The 22870-nt window shown below is 68.7% G+C and carries 22 protein-coding genes; 13 read left to right on the top strand and 9 right to left on the bottom strand.

What is annotated here, in order from left to right; genetic code table 11:
* Positions 1–185 precede the first annotated feature (185 nt).
* The 4 genes from ACFVM3_RS19635 to ACFVM3_RS19620 all read left to right on the top strand — a co-directional run bounded on the left by ACFVM3_RS19635 (position 186) and on the right by ACFVM3_RS19620 (position 6554).
* Positions 186–5159, top strand: coding sequence for an NAD-glutamate dehydrogenase (locus tag ACFVM3_RS19635; protein ID WP_378440457.1), 4974 nt, complete (start codon positions 186–188; stop codon positions 5157–5159).
* Positions 5159–5578, top strand: a complete 420-nt coding sequence (locus ACFVM3_RS19630) for an acyl-CoA thioesterase (RefSeq protein WP_378440455.1) — start codon at positions 5159–5161, stop codon at positions 5576–5578. The genes ACFVM3_RS19635 and ACFVM3_RS19630 overlap by 1 nt, the downstream gene beginning before the upstream one ends.
* Positions 5571–6206 (top strand): hypothetical protein, encoded by a 636-nt coding sequence (locus tag ACFVM3_RS19625; RefSeq protein WP_257488398.1) that lies wholly within the window; start codon positions 5571–5573, stop codon positions 6204–6206. Before ACFVM3_RS19630 ends, ACFVM3_RS19625 begins: the two co-directional genes overlap by 8 nt.
* A 63-nt stretch (positions 6207–6269) precedes the next feature.
* The gene (locus ACFVM3_RS19620; protein WP_378440452.1) at positions 6270–6554 is read left to right on the top strand and encodes a hypothetical protein; all 285 of its coding nucleotides are present in this window, start codon (positions 6270–6272) and stop codon (positions 6552–6554) included.
* An 11-nt stretch (positions 6555–6565) separates the two neighbouring features.
* On the opposite strand, the gene ACFVM3_RS19615 is transcribed toward ACFVM3_RS19620, so the two are convergent.
* Positions 6566–7204, bottom strand: coding sequence for a DUF305 domain-containing protein (locus tag ACFVM3_RS19615; RefSeq protein ID WP_378440450.1), 639 nt, complete (start codon positions 7202–7204; stop codon positions 6566–6568).
* 87 nt (positions 7205–7291) lie between these two features.
* On the opposite strand from ACFVM3_RS19615, the gene ACFVM3_RS19610 reads away from it, so the two are divergent.
* Positions 7292–8752: an LVIVD repeat-containing protein gene (locus ACFVM3_RS19610; RefSeq protein ID WP_378440448.1), complete on the top strand. Its 1461-nt coding sequence runs from the start codon at positions 7292–7294 to the stop codon at positions 8750–8752.
* 78 nt (positions 8753–8830) lie between these two features.
* Here ACFVM3_RS19610 and ACFVM3_RS19605 read toward each other — a convergent pair whose 3' ends face one another.
* Genes ACFVM3_RS19605 through ACFVM3_RS19595 form a run of 3 tightly spaced genes read right to left on the bottom strand, consistent with a single transcriptional unit; the run spans position 8831 to position 11780 of the window.
* Entirely contained in the window at positions 8831–10384 is a 1554-nt protein-coding gene (locus tag ACFVM3_RS19605) for a glycoside hydrolase family 13 protein (RefSeq protein WP_378440446.1), read from the bottom strand.
* On the bottom strand, positions 10384–10779 hold the full coding sequence (locus ACFVM3_RS19600) for a globin (RefSeq protein WP_125676391.1): 396 nt from the start codon (positions 10777–10779) through the stop codon (positions 10384–10386). Before ACFVM3_RS19600 ends, ACFVM3_RS19605 begins: the two co-directional genes overlap by 1 nt.
* Positions 10780–10799: 20 nt before the next feature.
* A complete protein-coding gene (locus tag ACFVM3_RS19595; RefSeq protein ID WP_126729832.1) occupies positions 10800–11780 on the bottom strand; it encodes a mechanosensitive ion channel family protein in 981 nt (326 codons plus the stop codon).
* Positions 11781–12190: 410 nt separating this feature from the next.
* Here ACFVM3_RS19595 and ACFVM3_RS19590 point away from each other — a divergent pair, with 410 nt between their 5' ends.
* Entirely contained in the window at positions 12191–12685 is a 495-nt protein-coding gene (locus ACFVM3_RS19590; RefSeq protein ID WP_007034711.1) for an HNH endonuclease, read from the top strand.
* Positions 12686–12803: 118 nt separating this feature from the next.
* Here ACFVM3_RS19590 and ACFVM3_RS19585 read toward each other — a convergent pair whose 3' ends face one another.
* Positions 12804–13157 (bottom strand): hypothetical protein, encoded by a 354-nt coding sequence (locus ACFVM3_RS19585; RefSeq protein ID WP_378440444.1) that lies wholly within the window; start codon positions 13155–13157, stop codon positions 12804–12806.
* A 278-nt stretch (positions 13158–13435) separates the two neighbouring features.
* Between ACFVM3_RS19585 and ACFVM3_RS19580 the strand changes: the two genes are divergently transcribed.
* Together ACFVM3_RS19580 and ACFVM3_RS19575 are read left to right on the top strand one after the other, a co-directional pair.
* The gene (locus ACFVM3_RS19580; RefSeq protein WP_378440442.1) at positions 13436–13693 is read left to right on the top strand and encodes a hypothetical protein; all 258 of its coding nucleotides are present in this window, start codon (positions 13436–13438) and stop codon (positions 13691–13693) included.
* Complete coding sequence (locus tag ACFVM3_RS19575) at positions 13680–14162, top strand: DUF5130 family protein (protein WP_125676383.1); 483 nt, start codon at positions 13680–13682, stop codon at positions 14160–14162. Before ACFVM3_RS19580 ends, ACFVM3_RS19575 begins: the two co-directional genes overlap by 14 nt.
* A 73-nt stretch (positions 14163–14235) precedes the next feature.
* Here the strand turns inward: ACFVM3_RS19575 and pepN are convergent, their stop codons facing one another.
* A complete protein-coding gene (gene pepN, locus ACFVM3_RS19570) occupies positions 14236–16809 on the bottom strand; it encodes an aminopeptidase N (RefSeq protein ID WP_378440440.1) in 2574 nt (857 codons plus the stop codon).
* A 169-nt stretch (positions 16810–16978) separates the two neighbouring features.
* On the opposite strand from pepN, the gene ACFVM3_RS19565 reads away from it, so the two are divergent.
* On the top strand, positions 16979–17599 hold the full coding sequence (locus ACFVM3_RS19565; protein ID WP_034313904.1) for a DSBA oxidoreductase: 621 nt from the start codon (positions 16979–16981) through the stop codon (positions 17597–17599).
* On the opposite strand, the gene ACFVM3_RS19560 is transcribed toward ACFVM3_RS19565, so the two are convergent.
* Together ACFVM3_RS19560 and ACFVM3_RS19555 are read right to left on the bottom strand one after the other, a co-directional pair.
* Positions 17596–18399: an MBL fold metallo-hydrolase gene (locus tag ACFVM3_RS19560; protein ID WP_378440438.1), complete on the bottom strand. Its 804-nt coding sequence runs from the start codon at positions 18397–18399 to the stop codon at positions 17596–17598. The two genes, ACFVM3_RS19565 and ACFVM3_RS19560, sit on opposite strands and share 4 nt — an antisense overlap.
* Complete coding sequence (locus ACFVM3_RS19555; RefSeq protein ID WP_378440436.1) at positions 18396–19115, bottom strand: 2-phosphosulfolactate phosphatase; 720 nt, start codon at positions 19113–19115, stop codon at positions 18396–18398. The genes ACFVM3_RS19560 and ACFVM3_RS19555 overlap by 4 nt, the downstream gene beginning before the upstream one ends.
* Positions 19116–19160: 45 nt before the next feature.
* Here ACFVM3_RS19555 and ACFVM3_RS19550 point away from each other — a divergent pair, with 45 nt between their 5' ends.
* Entirely contained in the window at positions 19161–19634 is a 474-nt protein-coding gene (locus ACFVM3_RS19550) for a ribose-5-phosphate isomerase (protein WP_007034718.1), read from the top strand.
* Position 19635: 1 nt separating this feature from the next.
* Positions 19636–20445: an Fpg/Nei family DNA glycosylase gene (locus tag ACFVM3_RS19545; RefSeq protein WP_378440434.1), complete on the top strand. Its 810-nt coding sequence runs from the start codon at positions 19636–19638 to the stop codon at positions 20443–20445.
* 202 nt (positions 20446–20647) lie between these two features.
* On the opposite strand, the gene ACFVM3_RS19540 is transcribed toward ACFVM3_RS19545, so the two are convergent.
* On the bottom strand, positions 20648–21421 hold the full coding sequence (locus ACFVM3_RS19540) for a hypothetical protein (protein ID WP_378440432.1): 774 nt from the start codon (positions 21419–21421) through the stop codon (positions 20648–20650).
* Between the two features lie 110 nt (positions 21422–21531).
* Between ACFVM3_RS19540 and ACFVM3_RS19535 the strand changes: the two genes are divergently transcribed.
* Both ACFVM3_RS19535 and ACFVM3_RS19530 read left to right on the top strand, forming a co-directional pair.
* Positions 21532–22407 (top strand): TIGR03619 family F420-dependent LLM class oxidoreductase, encoded by an 876-nt coding sequence (locus ACFVM3_RS19535; RefSeq protein WP_378440430.1) that lies wholly within the window; start codon positions 21532–21534, stop codon positions 22405–22407.
* 3 nt (positions 22408–22410) lie between these two features.
* Entirely contained in the window at positions 22411–22857 is a 447-nt protein-coding gene (locus ACFVM3_RS19530) for a nuclear transport factor 2 family protein (protein ID WP_378440428.1), read from the top strand.
* Positions 22858–22870 lie beyond the last annotated feature (13 nt).

Raw genomic sequence — 22870 nt, 5'->3', positions numbered from 1 at the left:
CCGATGTGACCCGCGAGTAGCTGAACCGATCACGGCGATTCCGGTATCTGAGCAGGGAAATCTTCGACGGCCGGGAAGGACCCGGCCTTGTGGAGCCGACTGTCCGGAGCTGTAGGTTGGGTCTGGGCCGGTACAGAGTCGTGCCGGTCGCGGTGTCAATCTCGCTACAGTGGAGAGTTGCCTCAATGAGCTCGACGGGAGTCTCGTCCCCGCCCGGAAAAGATGTCGGCACCGAGGATGGCGCCCGGCGCCGGTCGGCGAACCCGGAGCAGATCCGGGACGACCTGATCGACGCCGCCGCGGCATACGCCCCGGAGATCGGCGACTTGATCCGCTTGTACTACCGGCACATCCCCGCTGAAGAGATTCTCGGTGACGACCCGGTCGACCTGGTCGGCGCCGTCCGCTCGCATCTGCAGCTCGCGAAGGACCGGATGCCCGGCCGTCCCGCGGTGCGGCTGCTGAACCCGACGGGCCCCGAAGACGGCTGGACGCGCGAGGCCACCGTCGTGCAGGTCGTCACGGACGACATGCCGTACCTGGTGGATTCCGTCGCGGCCGAGTTCGCGCGGGACGGGGTGCAGGTGCAGCGCATCGTGCACCCGATCGTCGTGGTGAGCCGGGATCTGACCGGTGAGCTGCTGGAGGTCCACCCGGACGCCGACCCGGCGGAGCCGCCGTCGAATTCGGCGGCCGAGTCGTGGATGTACATCGAGATCGACCTGGTGACGGACCCGAACCGCGCCCGTGAGCTGGACAACCGGCTGTCGTCGGTGCTGGGTGACGTGCGCGAGGTCGTCGAAGACACCGACAGGATGGCGGAGACGGCGCGCCGTCTCGCCGACGAGCTGGACGGCAACCCGCCGCGGCTGCCGGCGCACGAGGTCGCGGAGGGCGCCCGGCTGCTGCGCTGGCTCGCCGACGGCCACTTCACCTTCCTCGGTTACCGCCGCTACGAGCTGGTCGACAACCCGCACCCGGACAGCGACGAGCCCGCCCTGCGCGCGGTGCTCGCGACCGGCCTTGGCGTGCTGCGCCAGGACAGCCTGGCCGCGCGCAGCCTCACCGCCGGTCCGGACACGGCGGCGTCCGCGCTCGCGCCGACGCTGCTGGTGCTGACCCAGGCGAGCGCGCCGTCCACGGTGCACCGCCCGGTGTATCCGTACTACGTCGGCGTGAAAACGTTCGACGACAAGGGGAACGTCACCGGCGAGCACCGGTTCCTCGGCATGTTCACCACCACCGCCCTGCACGAGAACGTGCTGGACATCCCGGTGGTCTGCAACCGGGTCCGCGAGGTCATCCACCGCGCGGGCTTCCCGATGGAGTCCTTCTCCGGCCAGCGGATGCTCGAAGTGCTGCAGAACTGGCCGCGCGCGGACCTGTTCTCGGCCGACACCGATTCCCTCTACTCGACGACGACGGGCGCGATCACGCTTTCGGATCGCAGACGGCTGCGCCTGTTCCTGCGCCGTGACCCGTACGGCCGTTTCTACTCGTGCCTCGTGTACCTCCCGCGTGACCGCTACACGACCCGTTCGCGGCTCGCGATGCAGGAGGTCCTGCTCGAAGAACTCGAAGGCACGCAACTGGAGTACAGCGCGCGTATCGGCGAGACCGTACTCGCGCAGGTGCACTTCATCGTGCACACCGATCCGACGCAGCGGTCCGAACCGGACACCCTCCGCATCCAGGAACGGCTCAACGAAGCCGTGCGCAGCTGGGACGACCGGATGGTCGAGGCGATCCTCGCCGAACGCCGCGGCCGCGCCGGGGACGGCGGCGCCGCGATCGGCCTGATGGGCGAAGAGTCCGCCGGTGAGCAGGGACAGCGGTTCGCCGCGGTGTTCCCCGAGGGCTACAAGGAGGACTTCACCGCGCTCGAGGCGCTCGCCGACCTCCGTGCCCTGGAGTCACTGACCGATGAGGGCGACCTGTCGATGTCGTTCTACCTGCCCGCCGACGCGGAGGCGGGGGAGCGGCGCTTCAAGCTGTACCTGCGTGGTGAGGGCGTCACCCTCTCCCAGGTGCTCCCGGTCCTGCAGCGGATGGGTGTCGAGGTCGTCGACGAGCGGCCCTACGAACTGCGCCGCGAGGACGGCGGCCGGTCGTGGATCTACGACTTCGGCCTGCGGATCGACCCGCAGGTCCTCGATCACGCGGACAGCGACCTCCGCACCCGCTTCCAGGACGCCTTCCACGCCGCCTGGCGCGGCGACTGCGAGGTCGACGGCTTCAACGGCCTCGTCCTGCGCGCCGGCCTCACCTGGCGCCAGGCGGCCATCCTGCGGGCCTATTCGCGGTACCTGCGCCAGACGAAGATCCCGTTCTCGCAGGAGTACATCGAGAACACCGTCCTCGCGCACACCGACATCGCCACCGCGCTGGTGCGGCTGTTCGAGACCCGCTTCGACCTCGCGCTCGGCGACGAGGCCCGCGCGTCGCAGGCCGAGCAGCTCACCACCGAGATCGGCAAGCTGGTCGACGAGGTGACGAGCCTCGACGAGGACCGGATCCTGCGACAGCTGATGTCGGTCATCCTCGCCACGCTGCGCACGAACTACCACGTCACCGACGAGGACGGGAACTCCCGCCCGTACCTGGCGCTCAAGCTCGACCCGAGCGCCGTGCCCGAACTGCCCGAGCCGCGGCCGAAGTACGAGATCTTCGTGTACTCGCCGCGGATCGAGGGTGTGCACCTGCGCTTCGGCGACGTCGCGCGAGGTGGCCTGCGGTGGTCCGACCGCCGGGAGGACTTCCGCACGGAGATCCTCGGCCTGGTCAAGGCGCAGGCGGTCAAGAACGCGGTCATCGTGCCGGTCGGCGCGAAGGGCGGCTTCGTCGTGAAGCGCCCGCCGACGGCCACCGGTGACCCGGGTCTGGACCGCGACGCCCAGCTGAACGAGGGCATCGCCTGCTACCGGATGTTCATCTCCGGCCTGCTGGACGTGACCGACAACCGCGTCGAGGGCAAGACCGTCCCGGCGCCGCGGGTGGTCCGCCACGACGGCGATGACAGCTACCTCGTGGTCGCGGCGGACAAGGGGACCGCGAAGTTCTCCGACATCGCGAACGAGGTCTCGGCGAACTACGGGTTCTGGCTCGGCGACGCCTTCGCGTCCGGTGGCTCGGTCGGCTACGACCACAAGGCCATGGGCATCACCGCGAAGGGTGCTTGGGAGAGCGTCAAACGCAACTTCCGCGAGCTGGGCAAGGACACCCAGACCGAGGACTTCACCGTCGTCGGCATCGGCGACATGATGGGCGACGTCTTCGGCAACGGCATGCTGCTCTCGGAGCACATCCGGCTGGTGGCCGCCTTCAACCACATGCACATCTTCCTCGACCCGAACCCCGATTCGGCGACGTCGTTCGCCGAGCGGCGCAGGCTGTTCGACCTGCCGCGGTCGTCGTGGGAGGACTACGACCGCTCGCTGATCAGCGAGGGCGGCGGGATCTACTCGCGGGCCGCGAAGACGATCCCGATCAGCCCGCAGGTCCGCGAGGCGCTCGGGCTCGCGGAGGACGTCACCGCGCTGGCGCCGAACGAGCTGATGCAGGCGATCCTGCTGGCCCCCGTCGAACTGTTGTGGAACGGCGGCATCGGCACCTACGTCAAGGCCGAGACCGAGTCCCACGCGGACGCGGGCGACAAGGCCAACGACGCCCTGCGTGTCAACGGGAAGCAGCTCCGCGTCAAGGTCGTCGGCGAGGGCGGCAACCTGGGCCTGACCCAGCTCGGCCGGATCGAGTTCGCCCGCGCGGGCGGCAAGATCAACACCGACGCGCTCGACAACTCGGCGGGCGTCGACTGCTCTGACCACGAGGTCAACATCAAGATCCTGCTGGATCACCTGATCGCGACCGGATCGCTGGACGCCGAGCAGCGCAACGAACTGCTGGAGCAGATGACCGACGAGGTCGGTGAGCTGGTGCTGGCCGACAACTACCGGCAGAACGCCGTGCTCGGGGTCAGCCGGGCGCACGCCGGGCCGATGGTCTCGGTGCACCAGCGGCTCGTCGCGGCGCTGGTCGCGAAGGGCGCTTTCGACCGCAAGCTCGAAGCGCTGCCGAGCTCGGCGGAGTTCCGCGCGCTGGAGAAGGCCGGCGAAGGCCTCACCTCGCCGGAGCTGGCGACGCTGCTCGCGCACGTCAAGCTCGACCTGAAGGACGAGCTGCTGGCGAGCGAGCTGCCGGACTCCGAGGTGTTCTCGCGTCGTCTGCCCGAGTACTTCCCGAAGCCGCTTCGGGAGCGCTTCGGCGACGCGATCTTCCAGCACCCGCTGAAGCGCGAGATCATCACGACGATGGTGGCCAACGAGGTCGTCGACGGCGCCGGGATCTCGTACGTCTTCCGCCTGATGGAGGAGATGAACGCGACCGCGACCGACGCCGTCCGCGCGTACGCCGTGGTCACCCACGTGTACGACCTCCCGTCGCTGTGGGCCCAGATCGACGCGCTGGACAACGTCGTGCCGACCGAGGTCGCGGACGAGATGATGCTGGAGACCCGCAGGCTGCTCGACCGGGCCGCCCGCTGGTTCCTCACCAACCGGCCGCAGCCGCTGGCCCCGCTCGCCGAGATCAACCGGTTCGGCCGCGTCGTCGGCGAGCTGGCCCCGCGGGCGCACGACCTGCTTCGCGGTGTCGAGCGCGCTTCGGTGGACGCGAACACCGAGCGCCTGATCGAGAAGGGCGTCCCGGCGGAACTCGCCGGACGGGTGGCGCTGCTGCTGCACACCTACGGCCTGCTCGACGTCACCGACGTCGCGGAGCTGGCCGAGCAGCAGGTGGGGATCGACGCGGTGCACACCCCGGCGGAGACCGCGGGCCTGTACTACGCGCTTTCCGACCACCTCGGCATCGACAAGATGCTGACGTCGATCAGTGGTCTCGAACGCGGCAACCGCTGGCACGCGCTCGCGCGGCTGGCGCTGCGGGACGACGTCTACGGTTCCTTGCGGACGATCACGCTGGACGCGTTGCGGCACAGCGATTCGGGAACCGACCCGGACGAGAAGATCGCCCACTGGGAGAAGACGAACGCCTCACGGTTGCAGCGGGCTCGCGTCGCACTGGACGAGATCAGCAAGTCCGGCAAGCTCGACCTGGCGACGCTGTCGGTGGCGGCGAGGCAGATCCGGAGCACGGTGAGGTAGTGGCGTACATTTCCCTCGTCCGGCCACGCTGGTCGGATATGGACGTCTACGGGCACGTCAACCACGCGAATCTGGTGACCCTGCTCGAAGAGGCACGGATCCCCTTGCTGTTCGGGGACGCCGTCCGCGCGGGGCTCACCGAACTGCCCAAGGGCATCGTGGTGGTGAAGCTGGCCGTCCATTACCGTTCGCCGATCGTGGTGTCCGATCAGGACATCCGGGTGGAGATCTCGTTGAAGGACTTGAAGCACGCCAGCTTCACCCTCGGTTACCGGGTGCACGGCGGCCCGGCCGAGGCCGACAAGGTCGCGGTCACCGCCGAGACGGTGCTCGCGCCGTTCGACACCGCGTCGGAGCGGCCCCGGCGGCTGACCGAGGACGAACGTGCCTTCCTGGAGAAAGGGTTCGCGGATGCCTGAACTCGTCATCCCGGACGCGGGCGACCGCGAAACGCTCGGCGCGTTCGTGGCCAGGGCGGTCCGGCTCGACCAGAACACGCTGGTGCGGTTGCGGCAGCGCGGTGACGGCGTCGTCGAGGCGTGGACCACGACCCCGTTCGAGGTCCTCGCCACCAGGGCGGTCGCCGGCGACATCACGCCGTCGGACGTCACCGTGTCGGGGAACGAGCTGCTCGCCGCGCTGACCGTGGCAGGCGGCGAGCGGATGGATCCGGGCCCGGCCCGCGACCTGATGTGGCATTCCGAGCTGCCCGCCCCCGGCCGCTGGCAGCTGGTGGACGAGCTGCCGGCGACGGTGATCTCGGAGCTGGCCGATCGGGGCGTCACACTGGCCCGCGACAACGTCGGCCCGCACGGCAACCCGCCCGCCTCGCTGATGGACCAGACGGTGCTCACCGTTTCGGGCAACGAGCAGGAGATCAAGGTCCAGATGCGGTGCCTGTTCGCCCTGTCGGGAATGGGTTTCGTGGACTCGTCGATCGACGGCGACGTCGTCCGGGTGACCGCGACGGATTCGTGGATGCGCATCGACGCGCGGTACGGCGCGGTCCTCAAACGCCGTCACGCGCTCCTGCCGCTGCTGTTCTGACGGCTTTCTTACCGCTTCGCGCCGCGGGTGGCTTAAGGCCGCCCGCGGTGTCAGGCTGTCTCCATGAGCGACAAGGACGGGGAAGACCCGACGGCGGATTTCCTCGCCGAAGTCCGGCCGGAGGAGACCCCGTGGCGGACCGAGCGCCCGCCGGGTGAGGAGGCGCCGGAACGCGCCGAACGTCCGGAGAAGTGGGGCCGCGCCAAATCCGCCGGACGGGCCGCGGCGAAGGCCGCGCCCTACGTCCAGGCCGCCGCGCTGGCGACCTGGATCGTCTCGGGCACCCTCGACGACTCAGCCGACTCCGACGACGCCGGGTTCGACATGGGCTCCTCCGGCGACGCCTGACCCGCGAGGGATCAGAGCTTTCCGCGCATGGTCTTCATCCGCTCGATCTCGGCGGACTGCCCGGTGATGACCTCCTGCGCCATCTCCTGCGCCTTGATCTCCACACCCTTGCCGAGCTGGGCTTCGGCCATGGTCAGCGCGCCTTGGTGGTGCGCGATCATCAGGTCGAGGAACAGCTTTTCGAACGCCACCCCGTTCGCCGCGCGCAGGTCCGCGAGCTGGGCCTCGGTCGCCATACCCGGCATGAGCGCGTGGTCGTGCCCGCCGTGGCCCGCGTGTCCTTCGCCCGGCACCGGCTTGCCGCGGTCGGACAGCCAGGTCTTCATCATCGTGACCTCGCCGTCCTGCGCGACCGAGATCCGCCCGGCGATCGCCCGGATCTGCTCGTTCGCGGTCTTGCCCGGCACCAGCTCGGTCATCACCTTCGCCTGCTGGTGGTGGGGGATCATCATCGTCATGTACTCGACGTCGGCCTCGTTCGGCTGATCGCGGTTCACGGGGGCGGGGGAGCCGGTGCCCGCCTGCTCGCCGGGCTTTCCCGGCACGATCACCGGAGCACTTTGGGCCGGTTGCGCCGGGGTTTCGTCGCCCGTGCAGCCCGAGACTACGAAAGCAGCGGCGACCAGTGCCGATGTCAAACTATTTCTCATCCTGGGAGTTCCTCCGTTGGTCGGTATCTGTTGAGCCTAAATAAGGAATAAGGTGCGCGTAAAGCTGGGTGGAAGGAGAGCCATATCGTGCTGCAGCCTGGGCTGAAACGCCGCTTGACCAGGGTCTTCGTGTCGGCGGCCGCAGTCGCCGCCCTCGGGGCCTCCAGCGCGCTCGCCGCGCCGGCCGTCATCGCCGAACCGTCGGCGACCGCGATTCCCGGCGTGGACGAGATCGTCCACAGCCCCAACCTCCGGTCGATCGCGAACGTCCCGCAGCAGGGACCGTTCACCAAGGACTCGACCGGCACCGACATCGCGTTCACCAAGGGCCACGCGATCGTCGGCACCTACGACGGTTTCAACGTCTTCGACGTCCGCAACCCGTACCGCCCGAAGATCGTCAGCCAGGTCCTGTGCCCCGGCGGGCAGAACGACGTGTCGGTCTCCGGTGACCTGCTCTTCCTGTCGACCGACTCGTCGCGCAGCGACAACTCGTGCACCAGTGTCTCGAAGCCCGCCTCGGACAAGACGTCGTGGGAGGGCATCAAGATCTTCGACATCTCGAACCTCGCGGCGCCCAAGTACGTCGCGGCGATCGAGACGGACTGCGGTTCGCACACCAACACCCTGGTGCCGGACAAGCGCGGCAAGGACGTCTACATCTACGTCTCGTCGTACGCGCCGGCGGCCAACCTGCCCGACTGCCAGCCGCCGCACGACAAGCTGTCGATCATCAAGGTCCCCGTGAAGGACCCGGCGAAGGCTTCGCTCGTCGCGACGCCGGTGATGTTCCCGGCCGCCGACGGCGGCGGCAACCCCGGCGGTCCGAACCCCGACGGCACCCGCCGGTCGGAGACCACCGGCTGCCACGACCTGACGGCGCTGCCGGAGAAGGATCTGATGGCCGGTGCCTGCATGGGCGACGGTGTCCTGATCGACATCTCCGACCCGATCAAGCCGCGGGTCATCAACCGCGTGCAGGACAACGTGAACTTCGCGTTCTGGCACAGCGCCACCTTCAACAACGACGCCACCAAGGTCGTCTTCACCGACGAGCTCGGCGGCGGCGGGATGGCGACCTGCCTGGAGAAGTTCGGCCCCACTCGCGGCGCCAACGGCATCTACCAGATCACCGGCCGCGGCGACGACCGCAAGCTGGAGTTCATCAGCTACTACAAGATCCCGCGTCTGCAGTCCGAGACCGAGAACTGCGTGGCGCACAACGGTTCGCTGATCCCGGTGCCGGGCAAGGACATCATGGTCCAGTCCTGGTACCAGGGCGGCATCTCGGTGTGGGACTTCACCGACGCGAAGAACCCGAAGGAGATCGCGTTCTGGGAGCGTGGCCCGCTCTCGAACGAGAAGCTCGTCGGCGGCGGGACGTGGTCGGCGTACTGGTACAACGGCCACATCTACTCGTCCGACATCGTGAAGGGCCTGGACGTCCTGGACCTCAACGACCGGCGGACCTTCCCGGCGAAGCTCGTCCGGCAGAACGAGTTCAACGCCCAGACGCAGTACAAGCTGCACCCGGGCTTCAACAAGTGATCCACTAGCGTGAGATGAAAGGTCCTTTCCTTGCAAAATTTGCAAGGAAAGGACCTTTCATTGCGTTCGTGAGAGCGCTCAGACGAGCCAGGCGGCCGCGTCCGGCGGCAGTTTCCCGTTCACCAGCGGGACGCTCGACAGCAGCACCTCGCCCGGCGGCAGCGCGATCGGGCTCGCCGACGTGTTCAGCGCGCACACCAGCCCGCCGCCGCGCCGCCGGAACGCGAAACACCCCGCTGGCGCGCCGTACCATTCGAGGTCGTCGCCGCTGAAGGCCTTGTGCGACTTGCGGATCTCGATCGCCCGCCGGTACAGCGACAGCGTCGACGCCGGATCCTCCAGCTGTGCCTCCACGGTCACTGATGCCCACGAAGCGGGCATCGGCAGCCACGTGCGCGGATTGCGCGAGAACCCGAACGGCGGCAGGTCACCTTCCCACGGCAGCGGCACCCGTGACGCGTCTCGGCCGAACTCGGCGCCGGAGGTCTTGGCGCGCGGGTCCGCGAGTGCTTCCGGCGGGAGGTCGACGTTGCCGAGCCCCAGTTCTTCGCCGTTGTACAGGTAGACCGCCCCTGGCAGCGCGAGCTCGACGAGCGCCATCGCCCGCGCGCGCCGGACGCCGCGTTCACCGTCGCCGTAGCGGCTGACCTGCCGCCAGACGTCATGGTTGCCCAACGTCCAGGTGGCGGGCGCTCCGGCGGACTTCGGCACCGCCAGCGACCGCTCGATGGCCGTCCGCAGCGCGTCCGCGTCGAAATGCGTGAGCACGAGCCGGAAGTTGAATGCCAGGTGCAGTTCGTCGGGCCGCAGGTAGCGCGCGAGACGTTCTTCGTCGGTCACCCAGATCTCGCCGACGGCCATGGTGCCCGGGTACTCGTCGAGCACCTTGCGGATCATCTGGTGGATCTCGTGGACGCGGTCGTTGTCGAACCGCGGATCGTAGAACTCGCTCGGCCCGAGCGCGTTCACCCGAGGGTCCATATCCGGCAGGCCAGGCGGTTTCGCCATGCCGTGCGCGACGTCGACGCGGAAGCCGTCCACGCCGTGGTCCAGCCAGAACCGCAGGGTCCGCTCCAGATCGGCGGCGACTTCGTGGTTGGTCCAGTTCAGATCCGGTTGCTGGGGCGAGAACAGATGCAGGTACCACTGGCCGTCCGGGACCCGCGTCCACGCCGGGCCGCCGAACGCGCTGACCCAGTTGTTCGGCGGCTGGTCGCCGCGTGGGCCGAGCCCGTCACGGAAGATGTAGCGATCCCGTTCCGGGCTGCCCGGCGGCGCCGCCATCGCCGATTTGAACCAGGCGTGGGTGTTGCTGGTGTGGTTGGGGACGACGTCGACGGTGACCTTGATCCCGCGTTTGTGCGCCTCGGTCAGCAGGACGTCGAAATCGCCGAGGGTGCCGAACATCGGGTCGACGTCGCGCGGGTCGGCGATGTCGTACCCGTGGTCGGCCATGGGGGAGCGGTAGAACGGTGTCAGCCACAGCGCGTCGACTCCGAGCAGCTCCAGATACCCGAGCTTGCCGCGGATGCCTTCGAGGTCACCGACGCCGTCCCCGTCCGAATCGGCGAACGAGCGTACGTAAACCTGGTAGAAGACCGCTTTGGCCCACCAAGCCACGTCGCGTTCCATCACACGAAGCTGTTCATCATGCTGTTGGCGGCCATCTCCAGGTACGCCCACAGCTGCGAGCGGTACGGCTCCTCGATGTTCTCCTCGTCGACCGCGATCTTGATGCAGCGCAGCCAGGCGTCGCGTTCGATCGGGCCGATCTTGAACGGAGCGTGCCGCATCCGCAGCCGCGGGTGGCCGCGCTGGTCCGAGTAGGTGTGCGGGCCGCCCCAGTACTGCATGAGGAACAGCCGGAAACGCTCCTCGGCCGGGCCGAGGTCCTCCTCGGGGTACAGCGGGCGAAGCACCTCGTCGACCGCCACTTCGGCGTAGAACCGCGCGACGATCCGGGTGAAGACCGGTTCACCGCCGATCGCTTCGTACAGGGTGGTGGGGTCAGGTTCGGTCACGGACACAGCTCCATTCTGCCCTTGTCCTACTGGGCCGCGGGGCCGGACGACATAAAGCGCCCCAGTGGCGGCTCGAAGCCGGCTTCGTCGAGCGCGGCGAGCAGATGCGCACGCAGCGCGCGCTGCACGGCCCACTGCTTGCCGGGCCGGACCTTCACCGTCAGGCGGAGCTTGATGCTCTCGGGGGTGACGGTCTCCACGCCGAGCATCTCCGGCGGCTCCAGCACGTTCGGTGCGAGCCCTTCGCTCTCCAGGAGCGTCTTCGCCTTGTCGGCCATCAGCTCGGTGGCCTTCTCGACGTCGGCCGAGTAGCTGAGCGGGACGTCGACGACGGCCACCGCGAAGCCCTGGCTCGAGTTGCCGACCCGCAGCACCTCGCCGTTGCGGACGTACCAGACGGTGCCGTTGATGTCACGCAAGGTGGTGATCCGGAGGCCGACGGCCTCGACGGTGCCGGACGCCTCGCCGACGTCGACGACGTCACCGACGCCGTACTGGTCCTCGATCATCATGAACATGCCGGACAGGAAGTCCTTGACCAGGTTCTGCGCGCCGAATCCGAGCGCCACGCCGACGATGCCCGCCGAAGCGATGATCGGCGCCAGGTCGATGCCCAGTTCGCCGAGCACCAGGATGAACGCGAGGCCGTAGATCAGGAACGTCGCCATCGACTTGAGCACCGAGCCGATGGTGGCGGCGCGCTGACGGCGCCGTTCCATCACCGCCGACCCGAGCACCTCGGGAGCCTTCTCCCGCAGCGGTCTCAACAGGGCGGGCAACTTCGAGGAACCACCGTTCGGCATCCGCGTCACGCGGTTGATCAGGCGTCGCACCAGATACCGCAGCAGGAACGCCACGGCGACGATCATCAGGATCCTCAGCGGCTTCGTCAGCAGCCAGCCCGCCGACGCGGAGAGCCATTCGTTCTTTGTGACCTGGAACACCTGGTAGCACAGGCTGCCGGCCTCGCGGGTGCAGGCCGGGGGTTCGGTGGGCAGCAGGTTCACGGAGAGGAAATGTCCTTTCGTACTCGGCGGGGACCGGTCACGCCGCTCGTCCCCGGCGGATGCGAATCGGCCAACATCATGTGGCCGCCGGGTCGCGTGCATGTGACACGTCCAGTAACACACGTGCACTTTGGGGCTGATCTGTGGTCGACTATGCCTGCACCGGTGGAGGTGGTCGAGTGCCAGACCGACAACCCATCCCCCTCGGCGTCCCGAGCCAAGCCTTGGCCGGACAGGCGCCGGAGGTCGTGTTGCGCGCCCATCCGGGAGGTGCCCCCTCGCACGGGGCTCCACCGGGCGGGCCGGGAACGCGGCCAGGGGGTGTTGCCCGCCCGCCCGGACAGCGTAGAGGGCGGGACCCGTCGACCACGGCGGCACCCACCACGAATTCGTGGGGCCGCAGACGGGTATTGCTGTTGAACGCCACGTTCGAACCGCTCACGGCGCTGCCGTTGCGGCGGGCGGTGGTCCTCGTGATGTGCGGCAAGGCCGAGGTGGTGCACGGCGACCCGGCGGGGCTCGAACTGCACGCCGCCACGGTCTCGTTGCCCGTGCCTTCGGTGATCCGGCTGAGCACCTACGTGCGCGTGCCCTACCGCGCGCAGGTGCCGCTGACCCGGGCCGGGCTGATGCACCGCGATCGGTACCGCTGCGCCTACTGCGGAGGGCGGGCCGAGACGATCGACCATGTCGTCCCGCGCAGTCGCGGTGGCCCCCACAGCTGGACGAACTGCGTGGCCTGTTGCGCCAAGTGCAACCACCGGAAGGCGGACAAGCTGCTTTCCGAGATCGGCTGGCGCCTGCGCGTCGTGCCGAGGGCCCCACACGGGCCGCACTGGCGGCTGCTCGCGCATTCGAAGGAGGCCGACCCGTTGTGGCGGCCGTACCTGGGAACCGCGGCCTGATCAAATCGTGAACACGTCGGCGCCCCGGCTGCCTTTCGGCGGCCGGGGCGGGCCGATGATGCCGTGGTGGAGCTCGTTACGAGTACGCCGTCCCCTACTTAGCCGGTCGTGCTCGAGCTCAGGCGGCGAGCGAGAAGTCGCTCTGGCAGGTGACGCGGGTGCCACGGGTGACACGGGTGCCGCGAGTGACACGCGTGCCGCAGGTGACGCGCGTTCCGGCGGTCACGCGGGTGCCGCGCGTGACGCGGGTTCCACGGGTGACACGGGTGCCGGCGGTGACCCGGGTGCCTCGGGTGACGCGCGTTCCGCGGGTGACGCGGGTGCCGGCGGTGACCCGCGTACCGCGAGTGACACGAGTACCGCGCGTAACCCGTGTGCCCGCCGTCACACGCGTACCGGGGACGAATTCAATTTCGAAGAGTGACGAAATGTCGTCGGTGATCGCCTGGCCGGGTGTCTGGGTGCTCTGCATGACATGTCCTCCTGCGACCGGTGCGTTACCTGCTGGGGTGGGGGAGCTGGGCGCAAGGCCCGTACAGGTGAAAAAGCTACGAGGATTTCAAGGCGGCGACAAGGCGACAGCGCCGGGTGCGGCCGCCCGTACGTTGAGTTGCAACCTTTCGGCCTTGCGGGCTTCGCCCCAACGTGGGAGCGCTTTCGCGGCAAGCGGCGGACGGCCCCCTCCGGACGACGAGCGGTAGGTGCCGTGCGAGCGGGTGCGGTCGCGCGCCATCGGATACGCTCACGCGCGTGAACCTTGTCGAGACGATCCTGGTCTTCGCGGTGATCCCCTTGGTCATCTACGCGCTTTGCGGGGTGGCCACGCTGCGGTCGAAGGGCGCGGGCGTCGCCCGGTACCGGCCGGGGCAGCCGTGGGAGTACCCGGCCATGTGGTGGAGCGCCAACCCCGACGGAGTCGGCGCCAGGCATTCGCACGCGGGCGGCGCGACCGCCGTCGGTGCGGCGGACGGAACTTCGGTGACGGGAGGCGCTCGTGGCAACTGGTGAACTGACCCATTCGTCCACCGCTGTTGACGAAGAGCCCGGTTACGGCGCCGCCGTTACTTCGAGCGGCCGGATTTCCGCCGCCAAGATGTACGAACCGGCTGGTCCGAACAGCCCATTCACGACCCAGCAGCTTGCCCGGCTGGACGAGGCGCTGACCCTGGCCAGCCGCGAGACCGGCCTGGACTTCAGCGTGTACCTCGGCGACCTCGGCGAGGACACCCGCGTCACCGCCGAAGGCCTGCTGAGCTCGACCGACAACCCGGCCGACGGCGTGATCGTCGCCGTTTCGCCCGGTCAGCGCGTCATCGAGATCGTGACGGGCTCGCAGGCCCGGTACCGCCTGCCTGACCGCGGCGCGAAGCTCGCCGTGGCCAGCATGGTCGCTTCCTTCAAGGAAGGCGACCTCATCGGTGGGCTCGTGAACGCCCTCCGCATGCTGAGCGACCAGGCGGGCGCTCCGCAGCACTGACGCTCTCAAGTGCTATGAAAGGTCCTTTCCTTGCAAATTTTGCAAGGAAAGGACCTTTCATAGCGTTACGGGACTAGACCCCGGCCTGCGAGTCGAACTCACGGGCGGCCAGCGCCCGCACGATCCCGGCCCGGCCCTCCGACACGAGACGGCGCAGCGCCGCCGGGTGCTCCCCGGCCAGCCACTCGTCCGAGGCCTCCACCGTCGACGGCTCGACGGCCCACGACGGGTACAGCCCGACGACGGTCGGCTGCGCCCGCTCGCTCGAGCGCCGCTGCCACACCTCGTCGATGACCTCGAAGTAGCGCTTCACGTAGCCGCCGAGCAGGTGCTTCTGACCCGGGTGGGAGAAGCCGGTGATGAGCGAGTCGCTGACCGCGTTGGGCAGCTCGTCGTCGTACACCGCCCGCTGCCACGCGTCGGCCTTCGCCTCCTCGGTCGGCCGCAGCGCCCGCGAGCGCTCGGCCTGACGCCGTCCGGCCGCCGTGTCGTCCTTGGTGAGTTCCGCGTCGATCTCGGGATTCTCCGCCTTGCCGTGCGCGACCAGCGCGTGCAGCAGGCGCCAGCGCAGGTCGGTGTCGACGGTCAGGCCCTCCAGCGGCGCCGTGCCGTCGAGCCAGCCCGCGATGATCGCCAGCGTCTTGTCGTCGAGCACGCAGCCGGCGAGCGAGTTCACGAACGCCAGCTGGTGGTCCGAGCCTGCCTCGGCGCCCTGCGCCAGCTCCAGCAGCCGCGAGGAGAACTCCGGCCAGCCCTTGTCCGCCGCCCACGCCGGGCTCGCGTACGAGTTCAGCGCCGTCTGCGCCTGCAGCAGCAGCCGCTGCACCACGCCGACCTCGGTCTCGGTGTGCACGCCGCGCTGCACCAGGGTGACGAAGTCGCGTGCCTTGAGCTCGGCCTCGCGCGTCATCTCCCACGCCGCCGACCAGCACAGCGTGCGGGGCAGCGGTTCGGTGATGTCGGCGATGCGGTCGATCAGCGTGGTCAGCGACGCCGGGTCGAGCCGCATCGTGCAGTAGGTCAGGTCGTCGTCGTTGACCAGCACGAGCTTGCCCGCCGGGAGACCGATCAGCCCCGGCACCTCGGTGCGCTCACCGTCGACGTCGAGTTCGACGCGGTGCTTGCGGACGATCTTGCCGTCCTCGTCCTCGTCGTAGACGCCGACCGCGACCCGGTGCGTGCGCAGCTCACCGGCACCCGGCTTGGCGCCGGTCTGGGTGACGGCGAACGAGGTGTACGTGCCGTCGGCGCCGACCTCGTAGCGCGGGCTCAGCGAGTTGAGACCGGTGGTCTCCAGCCACTGCGCGCTCCACCACGACAGGTCGCGGCCCGAGGCCTCTTCCAGCGCGCCCAGCAGGTCCGCCAGGGTCGCGTTGCCCCAGGCGTGCTTGCCGAAGTAGACCTTGAGGCCTTCGAGGAAGTACTCGACCCCGACGTAGGCGACGAGCTGCTTGAGCACGCTCGCGCCCTTGGCGTAGGTGATGCCGTCGAAGTTCACCTCGACCGCGTGCAGGTCGACGATGTCCGCGGCGATCGGATGCGTCGAGGGCAGCTGGTCCTGCCGGTACGCCCACGACTTCTCGATGTTCGCGAAGCTGGTCCACGCGTTCTTGTACTCGGTCGCCTCGGCCTGTGCCAGCACGCTCGCGAAGGTCGCGAACGACTCGTTCAGCCACAGGTCGTCCCACCAGCGCATGGTGACCAGGTCGCCGAACCACATGTGCGCCATCTCGTGCAGCAGCGTCTCGGCGCGGCGCTCGTAGGCGTAGCGGGTGACGCGGCTGCGGAAGACGTAGTCCTCCAGGAACGTGACCGCGCCGGCGTTCTCCATCGCTCCCGCGTTGAACTCCGGCACGAACAGCTGGTCGTACTTGGAGAACGGGTACGGGGTGGCGAACTTCTCGTGGTAGAAGGCGAAACCCTGCTTGGTCTCGGTGAACAGCTTGTCCGCGTCCATATGCTCGGCGAGCGAGGCGCGGCAGTAGATGCCCAGCGGGATGGTGCGGTGCTCGTCGGTGAATTCGTCGCGCCACTCGCTGTACGGGCCCGCGATCAGCGCGACCAGGTAGGTCGAGATCCGCTCGGACACCTTGAACACGGTGCGGACGGCCCCTTCCGGGGTCTCCTCGGCCGACTCGACCAGCGCGTTCGAAATGACCTTCCAGTCCTTCGGCGCGATCACGGTGAGCCGGTACACCGACTTGAGGTCGGGCTGGTCGAAGCAGGCGAACATACGCTTCGCGTCCGCGGTCTCGAACTGCGTGTAGAGGTAGACGCCATCGTCGACCGGGTCGACGAACCGGTGCAGGCCCTCGCCGGTGTTCATGTACCGGCAGACCGCGTCCACGACGAGCTCGTTCGACCCGGCGAGCGCGGGCAGCTCGACGCCCTTGTCCTCGACGTACCCGCTGACGTCGAGTTCCGTCCCGTTGAGGACGGCCGACTCGATCCCCTCGGCGACGATGTCGACCCACGACGTCTCGCCGCTTCTGGCGCTGGCGAACTTGATCGTCGTCTTCGACGTGAAGGTCTTCTCACCGGGACCGCCGCGGCCGTCGGTCAGATCCAGCTCGATGTCGTAGGACTCGACGTCGAGCAGCTCCGCGCGCAGCTTGGCTTGGTCTCGGGTCAGGTTGGGGGCGGGCACTGGCACCTCTGGTCATCGGTATCGGTTTTGGTTTCCAACTACAGGCATCCAATCATGTCGGGGCCCGTGCTGACGACGGGAACAACGCCGACGGCCGCGATGTTGGCTCGCTGTGTAGCACCCTGTGTGCGTACCGGCCCACCCAAGACGATGGCACTGGGAGAACCTGATGACCGCCCCGTCCGAGAAGACCAAGGTCGACTTCTACTTCGATCCGATCTGCCCCTTCGCCTGGATCAGCTCGCGCTGGATCCTCGAAGTGGAGAAGCACCGCGACCTCGACCTGAGGTTCCGGATCATGAGCCTGTCCGAGCTCAACAGCGGCCGTGAGGACCTGCCTGAGCAGTACAAGGAGCTCCTGGACCGCGGCTGGGGCCCCGTCCGCGTCGCCACCGCGCTCGCCCAGAAGAACGGCGAGGAGGCGCTGCGCGACTTCTACACGGAGTTCGGCACGCGCCACCACAACCAGGGCGACAAGGACATCCCGAAGGTCATCAAGGAGACCCTCGAAGCCATCGGCGCCCCGGCCGAACTGGCCGAGGCCGCGGAGTCGGCCGAGTACGACGAAGCGCTGAAAAAGAGTCACTACGAAGGTATGAATCCGGTCGGAATGGACGTCGGCACCCCGACCATCCACATCGACGGCGTCGCCTTCTTCGGCCCGGTGCTCAGCTCGATCCCGCGTGGCGAGGACGCCGTCAAGGTCTTCGACGGCGCCCGCGCGCTGGCGAGCTACCCGGACTTCTTCGAGCTGAAGCGCACCCGGTCCGGTGAGCTGAACTTCGACTAAGGCGTTTCCAGGGCGGCCTTGGTGACATCGCCGGGGTAGGGGGACCTCGCGACGGCTTCGTCCGTCGTGAGGTCCCTCGCCGCGATCCCGGTTTTGAGCGCGACGAGTTCACGTAACCCGTCGCGGTGCTTCTCGATGAACGCGGTGTCGACGGGGTCCCCGTGCCCGGCCACGATGATCTTCGGCTCCAGCGCGAGGATCGCGTCCATCACGCTGGGCCACTCGGCCAGGAAACTGCCGTCGTTGAACGAGAACGCGCTGAAGCCCGCTTCGGCGTTCTCGACGGCGTCGCCCGCGTAGACGACTCCCGCGTCGGGCACGTGTACGAACAGGTCGTGATCGGTGTGCGCCCGGCCGAGGAACCGCAGCACGGCGGTGCGGCCGCCGAGGTCGATTTCGGCGCTCTCGGTGACCGGCTTGTCCGGCAGGGTGATCTCGGTGCGCTCCAGCGCCTCCGCCATCTCCGGGCGATTCTCGCCGAGATAGTGCTGGATCCACTTATGCCGCGCGCCCTCGCCGTAGGTGGTCAGCTCGGTCAAGCACCCTTCGTGCGCCCAGACGTCGCACGGCAGGAACGCCGTCGTGCCGAAGGCGTGATCGAAATGCGCGTGGGTGTAGACGACCGACCACGGCAGCGGCGTGATCTCCCGTACCGCCGCGGCCAGCTCGGCGCCCTGGTCGACGTCGCCGCGGACGTCGACGACCAGGCAGCGCTCACTGCCCACGACGAGGCCGACGGTCAGGTCCAGCTCCTCGTAACGGCGGGCGTACACGCCGTCCGCGAGTTCGAGCCAAGTCACGAATCCTCCAGAATTCCGTTGCGCAGCACCGGAACCGTGCCGCTCGTGTCTCGCATCGCGGCGAGTGTCACGTCGTTCGCGTGCCCGGCCGCGGCGAGCTCGCGTCCTGAAGAACACTCTGTCAGTGCTTCGGCGATGTCGATCGCTTTTGCCGCGGCGGCGGCGAGACGGGCTTCGGCGGACAGGCGGCCGTAGCCGTCCAGCGCCGCGACGATCGCACCCGCGCCGAGCTGGTCCTCGACGCATGGCCTCAGCGGCCCGAACGTCGTGGCTTCGGGGTGGATGTCGATGCCCCAGCGTTCGCCTGCCGGGATGACGCCGATCGGGCGCCCGTTCGCCAGCTCCGCCGCGCGGGCGGCGACGGCGGTCGCGTTGCGCAGGCATCCCGCCAGCACGACGGCACCGGTCGTGGCGGCGGCGTCGCACAGCGTGGCGCCGTTGGGTGAGGGGAGCGCCAGGAGCGTGCCGGAAGGGATTTCCGTCACAGACGAAGGTCGCAAGGACCAGTGTTTTTCACCCGCGAGGATGGCGCCTCGCGCCTTCGCGGTCTCTTCGCCGCGCTGATCGCGCCAGCGGACCGGCAGCACGCGGCCGCCGTTGCCGAGCACGAGATCCGTTGTGGTGCAGAAGGAAAGCACGTCGACGATGACGAGAACGGCACAGTCCGCGCCCAGGGCGGTGACACCCTCGCTTCCCCATTCGAGTCCGATGTCCACCCCCACAGCATGCTCGCCCCGGAACGTGATGGCAGACTCCGCGCTGTGCGTGTTTACCTTGGCTCTGACCATGCCGGTTTCGAACTGAAGAACCACCTCGTGGCCCACCTCAAGGAGCAGGGCCACGACGTCGAGGACGTCGGTCCCTTCGTCTACGACGCGGCCGACGACTACCCCGCTTTCTGCATCGAGGCGGCCCGCCGCGTCGTCGCGGACGAGGGCAGCCTCGGCATCGTCGTCGGCGGCTCCGGCAACGGCGAGCAGATCGCGGCCAACAAGGTGAAGGGCGCTCGCGCCGGCCTCGCGTGGAGCGTCGAGACCGCGAAGCTCACCCGCGAGCACAACCACGCCCAGCTGATCGGCGTCGGCGCGCGGATGCACACCACCGAAGAGGCCACGGAGATCGTCGAGGCGTTCCTCGCGACCCCGCCGAGCCCGGACGAGCGCCACGGCCGCCGCGTCCAGCAGATCCTGGACTACGAGAACACCGGCTGGCCGCCGCCGCTGCCCGAGCACTGACATGCCCGAGGGGCACACGCTCCATCGCTTGGCACGTCTGCACAAACGCCGTTTCGCCGGTCGCCCGGTCGGGGTGAGCAGCCCGCAAGGACGGTTCGCCACCGAAGCGTCCCGTTTGGACGGCCGGGTGCTGGTGAAGGCCGAGGCGTACGGGAAGCACCTGTTCCACGACTACGGTCCACACGGGACGGTGCACGTCCACCTCGGCCTCTACGGCACGTTCTCCGACGTGCCGCTGCCCGCGCTGGAACCGGTGGGGCAGGTGCGGATGCGGCTGATCGGCCTGACACATTCGGCCGACCTGCGCGGCCCGAACCAGTGCGAACTCCTGGACGGGCCCCAGGTCGACGCGATCAAGGCGCGGCTGGGGCCGGATCCGCTGCGCCGTGACGCGAAGCCGGACAAGGCGTGGGAGCGGATCTCGCGGTCGAAGACGTCGATCGCGGCATTGCTGATGGACCAGTCGGTGCTGGCGGGCGTCGGCAACGTGTATCGCGCCGAAGTGTTGTTCCGGCACGGTGTCGCCCCGCTCGTCCCCGGCCGCGCGCTCGATCGCGGGCTGTGGGAAGACATGTGGGCGGATCTCGTGACGCTGATGCGGCACGGTGTCCGGGTGGGACGGATCGACACGGTCGCGCCGGAGCATCTGCCCGAGGTCACGGGCCGCGCGCCGCGGCAGGATCGGCACGGGGGCGAGGTGTACGTCTACCGGCGCGAGGGGATGCCTTGTCTCGTGTGCGGGACGGCGGTGCTGCGGAGCGATCTGGCGGCGCGGAACCTCTTCTGGTGCCCGACCTGTCAGCCCGCCTGACGAGCCACCGCCCCCGCCGCTCATCAACGTTGCGAAAGCCACTTTCGCGACGTTGAAGGTTGTGAAAGTGGCTTTCGCGACATCTTTGGGTTCGGCCCGGCGAGCGCACTCTCGACGGTGCCCGAACGCCATGAAAGGTCCTTTCCTTGCAAATTTTGCAAGGAAAGGACCTTTCATGGCGCTTGAGGGACGAGCAGCGGGGCTAGAAGTCGAAGCCTCCGCCGTCGAACCCGCCGCCATCGAAGCCGCCGCCGTCGAACCCACCGGCGTCCCCGCCCATGTCTCCGCCCGCGTCGCCGCCGGCGTCACCGGCACCGGCGTCCTCCTGCCCCGCGTCATAGCCCGACTCCCAGGCCGACGCGCTCGCGATCCCCGCCATACCGGAGAACATCGCGCTGAACAGCAGCATCGAACCGAGGCCCCAGGCACCGGCGACGAGCGCGGGCTTCCACCACGGCTCGCTGTACCAGCCCTGCGGCACCGGACGGCCTGCCACGCGACCGCCGGGGTAGTAGTGCGGCGTCCGCTGGCTCGGGTCCGGCGAAGCCTCGTAGTGCTCGCCTTCGACGTCGACCGAGCGGTACTCGGTGACCTTGCCCGCCCGGTCGCGCTCTTCGCTGCCGGGCAGGTCCGGACCGGGGTCCATGCCCATCGCGAGGCGGGCCGCGCGGACGTAGTAGAGCCCTTCGATGGCGGTCTCGCGCACCAGCCGGGCCTGTTCGATGGTCTGCGCCTGCTCCATCTGGGAGCCGGCCGCGGTGAAGCGTTCGGACGCGTCCGCCATCGCCTGCTGGGAGGCGGTGTCCGTGCCGGTGAGGTTCATGACCTGACCGCCGAGCCGCTCGACGAGGCGCCGCGCGTCGGCCTTCGCGTCGTCCAGCCGGCGCTTCTTGGCCGCCGCCTGGGATTTCGCGAAGTAGATGCCGCCGCCGACCACGACGACGAGGAGCACGATCAGGAAGATCGCGGTGCCCATGGGTTCACTCCAGGAATCGTTCGGCCTTTGCCCGGATCAACGCCGAGCGCCCGCCGGTGGTTCCCGTGGACACTGGCGGGGGAAACTAGAACACGTTATAGTTCGGCTCCATGAAGTTCACCCTGTCGATCGCGATGAACCCGCTCGATCAGCTGGGCGAGCTCGCCCGTGCGGCCGAAGAGGCGGGTTTCTCCTCGATCGCGCTCCCCGATTCCCTGTTCTATTCCGAAACGGTCTCCGCCGACTACCCGTACACGCCCGACGGCAGCCGCTTCTGGACCGAGGAGACGCCCTGGGCGGATCCACTGATCGCGGCCGCGTCGATGGGCGCGGTCACCGAGAGGCTCACGTTCTACACGTCCGTGCTCAAACTCGGCTCCCGCAATCCGGTCCTGCTCGCCCGCCAGGTCAACTCGGTCGCCGCGCTGACCGGCGGCCGCTTCGGACTCGGGCTCGGCGTCGGCTGGTCGCCGGAGGAGTTCCGCTGGTGCGGCGCGCCGTACGAGCAGCGCGGCAAGCGTGTGGACGAGGCCATCGAGGTGCTGCGCCTGATCCTCGACGGCGGGATGGTCGAGTTCCACGGCGAATTCTTCGACTTCGACAAGCTCCGCATGAGCCCGACGCCGCCGTCGCGGGTGCCGTTCTACATCGGCGGGCATACCGACGTGGCGCTGCGCCGGGCCGCACGCGTCGCCGACGGCTGGTCGTCGGCGATGATGAAGTTCGACGACCTCCGCGACACGATCGCCAAACTGCGCGGGCTGCTGGCCGACCAGGGCCGCGCCGGCGATCCCTTCGAGTACCAGGCCGTCTGCATCGACAAGTTCGGTCTCGACGGCTACCGCGAGCAGGGCGACATCGGCGTCACCGACATCATCACCATGCCGTGGGTGTTCGACGGCCTCGGTTTCGACGCCGAAGTCGGCCCCAAGCTCGATTCCATCAAGAAGTTCGGCGACGAGATCATCGCGAAGATCGGAGACTGAACCATGGGTGTCGACGTCTGCTGGGATCCGGCCGCCGCGCAGCCGCCCGCGCGCCAGGCCGCGTTCCGCTCGATGACCGCCGTCACCGCCGGGGACAAGGCCGCCTGGCTCGCGCTTTTCGCGGGAGACGCAGTCGTCGAGGATCCGGTCGGCCCGTCGATGTTCGACGAGGAGGGCAAAGGACATCACGGCCAGGACGGGATCAGCGCGTTCTGGGACAAGACGATCGCGAACGTCGAACGCTTCCGGTTCACCATCCGCGATTCGCACGCGGCCGGTGACGAGGTCGCGAACGTCGGCACGATCACGACGTACCTGCCCGGCGGCTACCGCGTCGACACCGACGGCGTGTTCGTCTACCGGGTACGCGAAGACGGGCTGATCGTGTCGATGCGCGCGTTCTGGGAAACCGAGCGCGCCATGGCCACCGCCCGGAAGGCCGAGGAGTGACCCGCGGGTAGGT

The sequence above is a fragment of the Amycolatopsis sp. NPDC057786 genome (genome assembly GCF_042797905.1).
Classification (GTDB): domain Bacteria; phylum Actinomycetota; class Actinomycetes; order Mycobacteriales; family Pseudonocardiaceae; genus Amycolatopsis.
The sequence above is the reverse complement of the archived record's forward strand: the minus strand, read 5'-3'. Positions and strand labels throughout refer to the sequence as shown.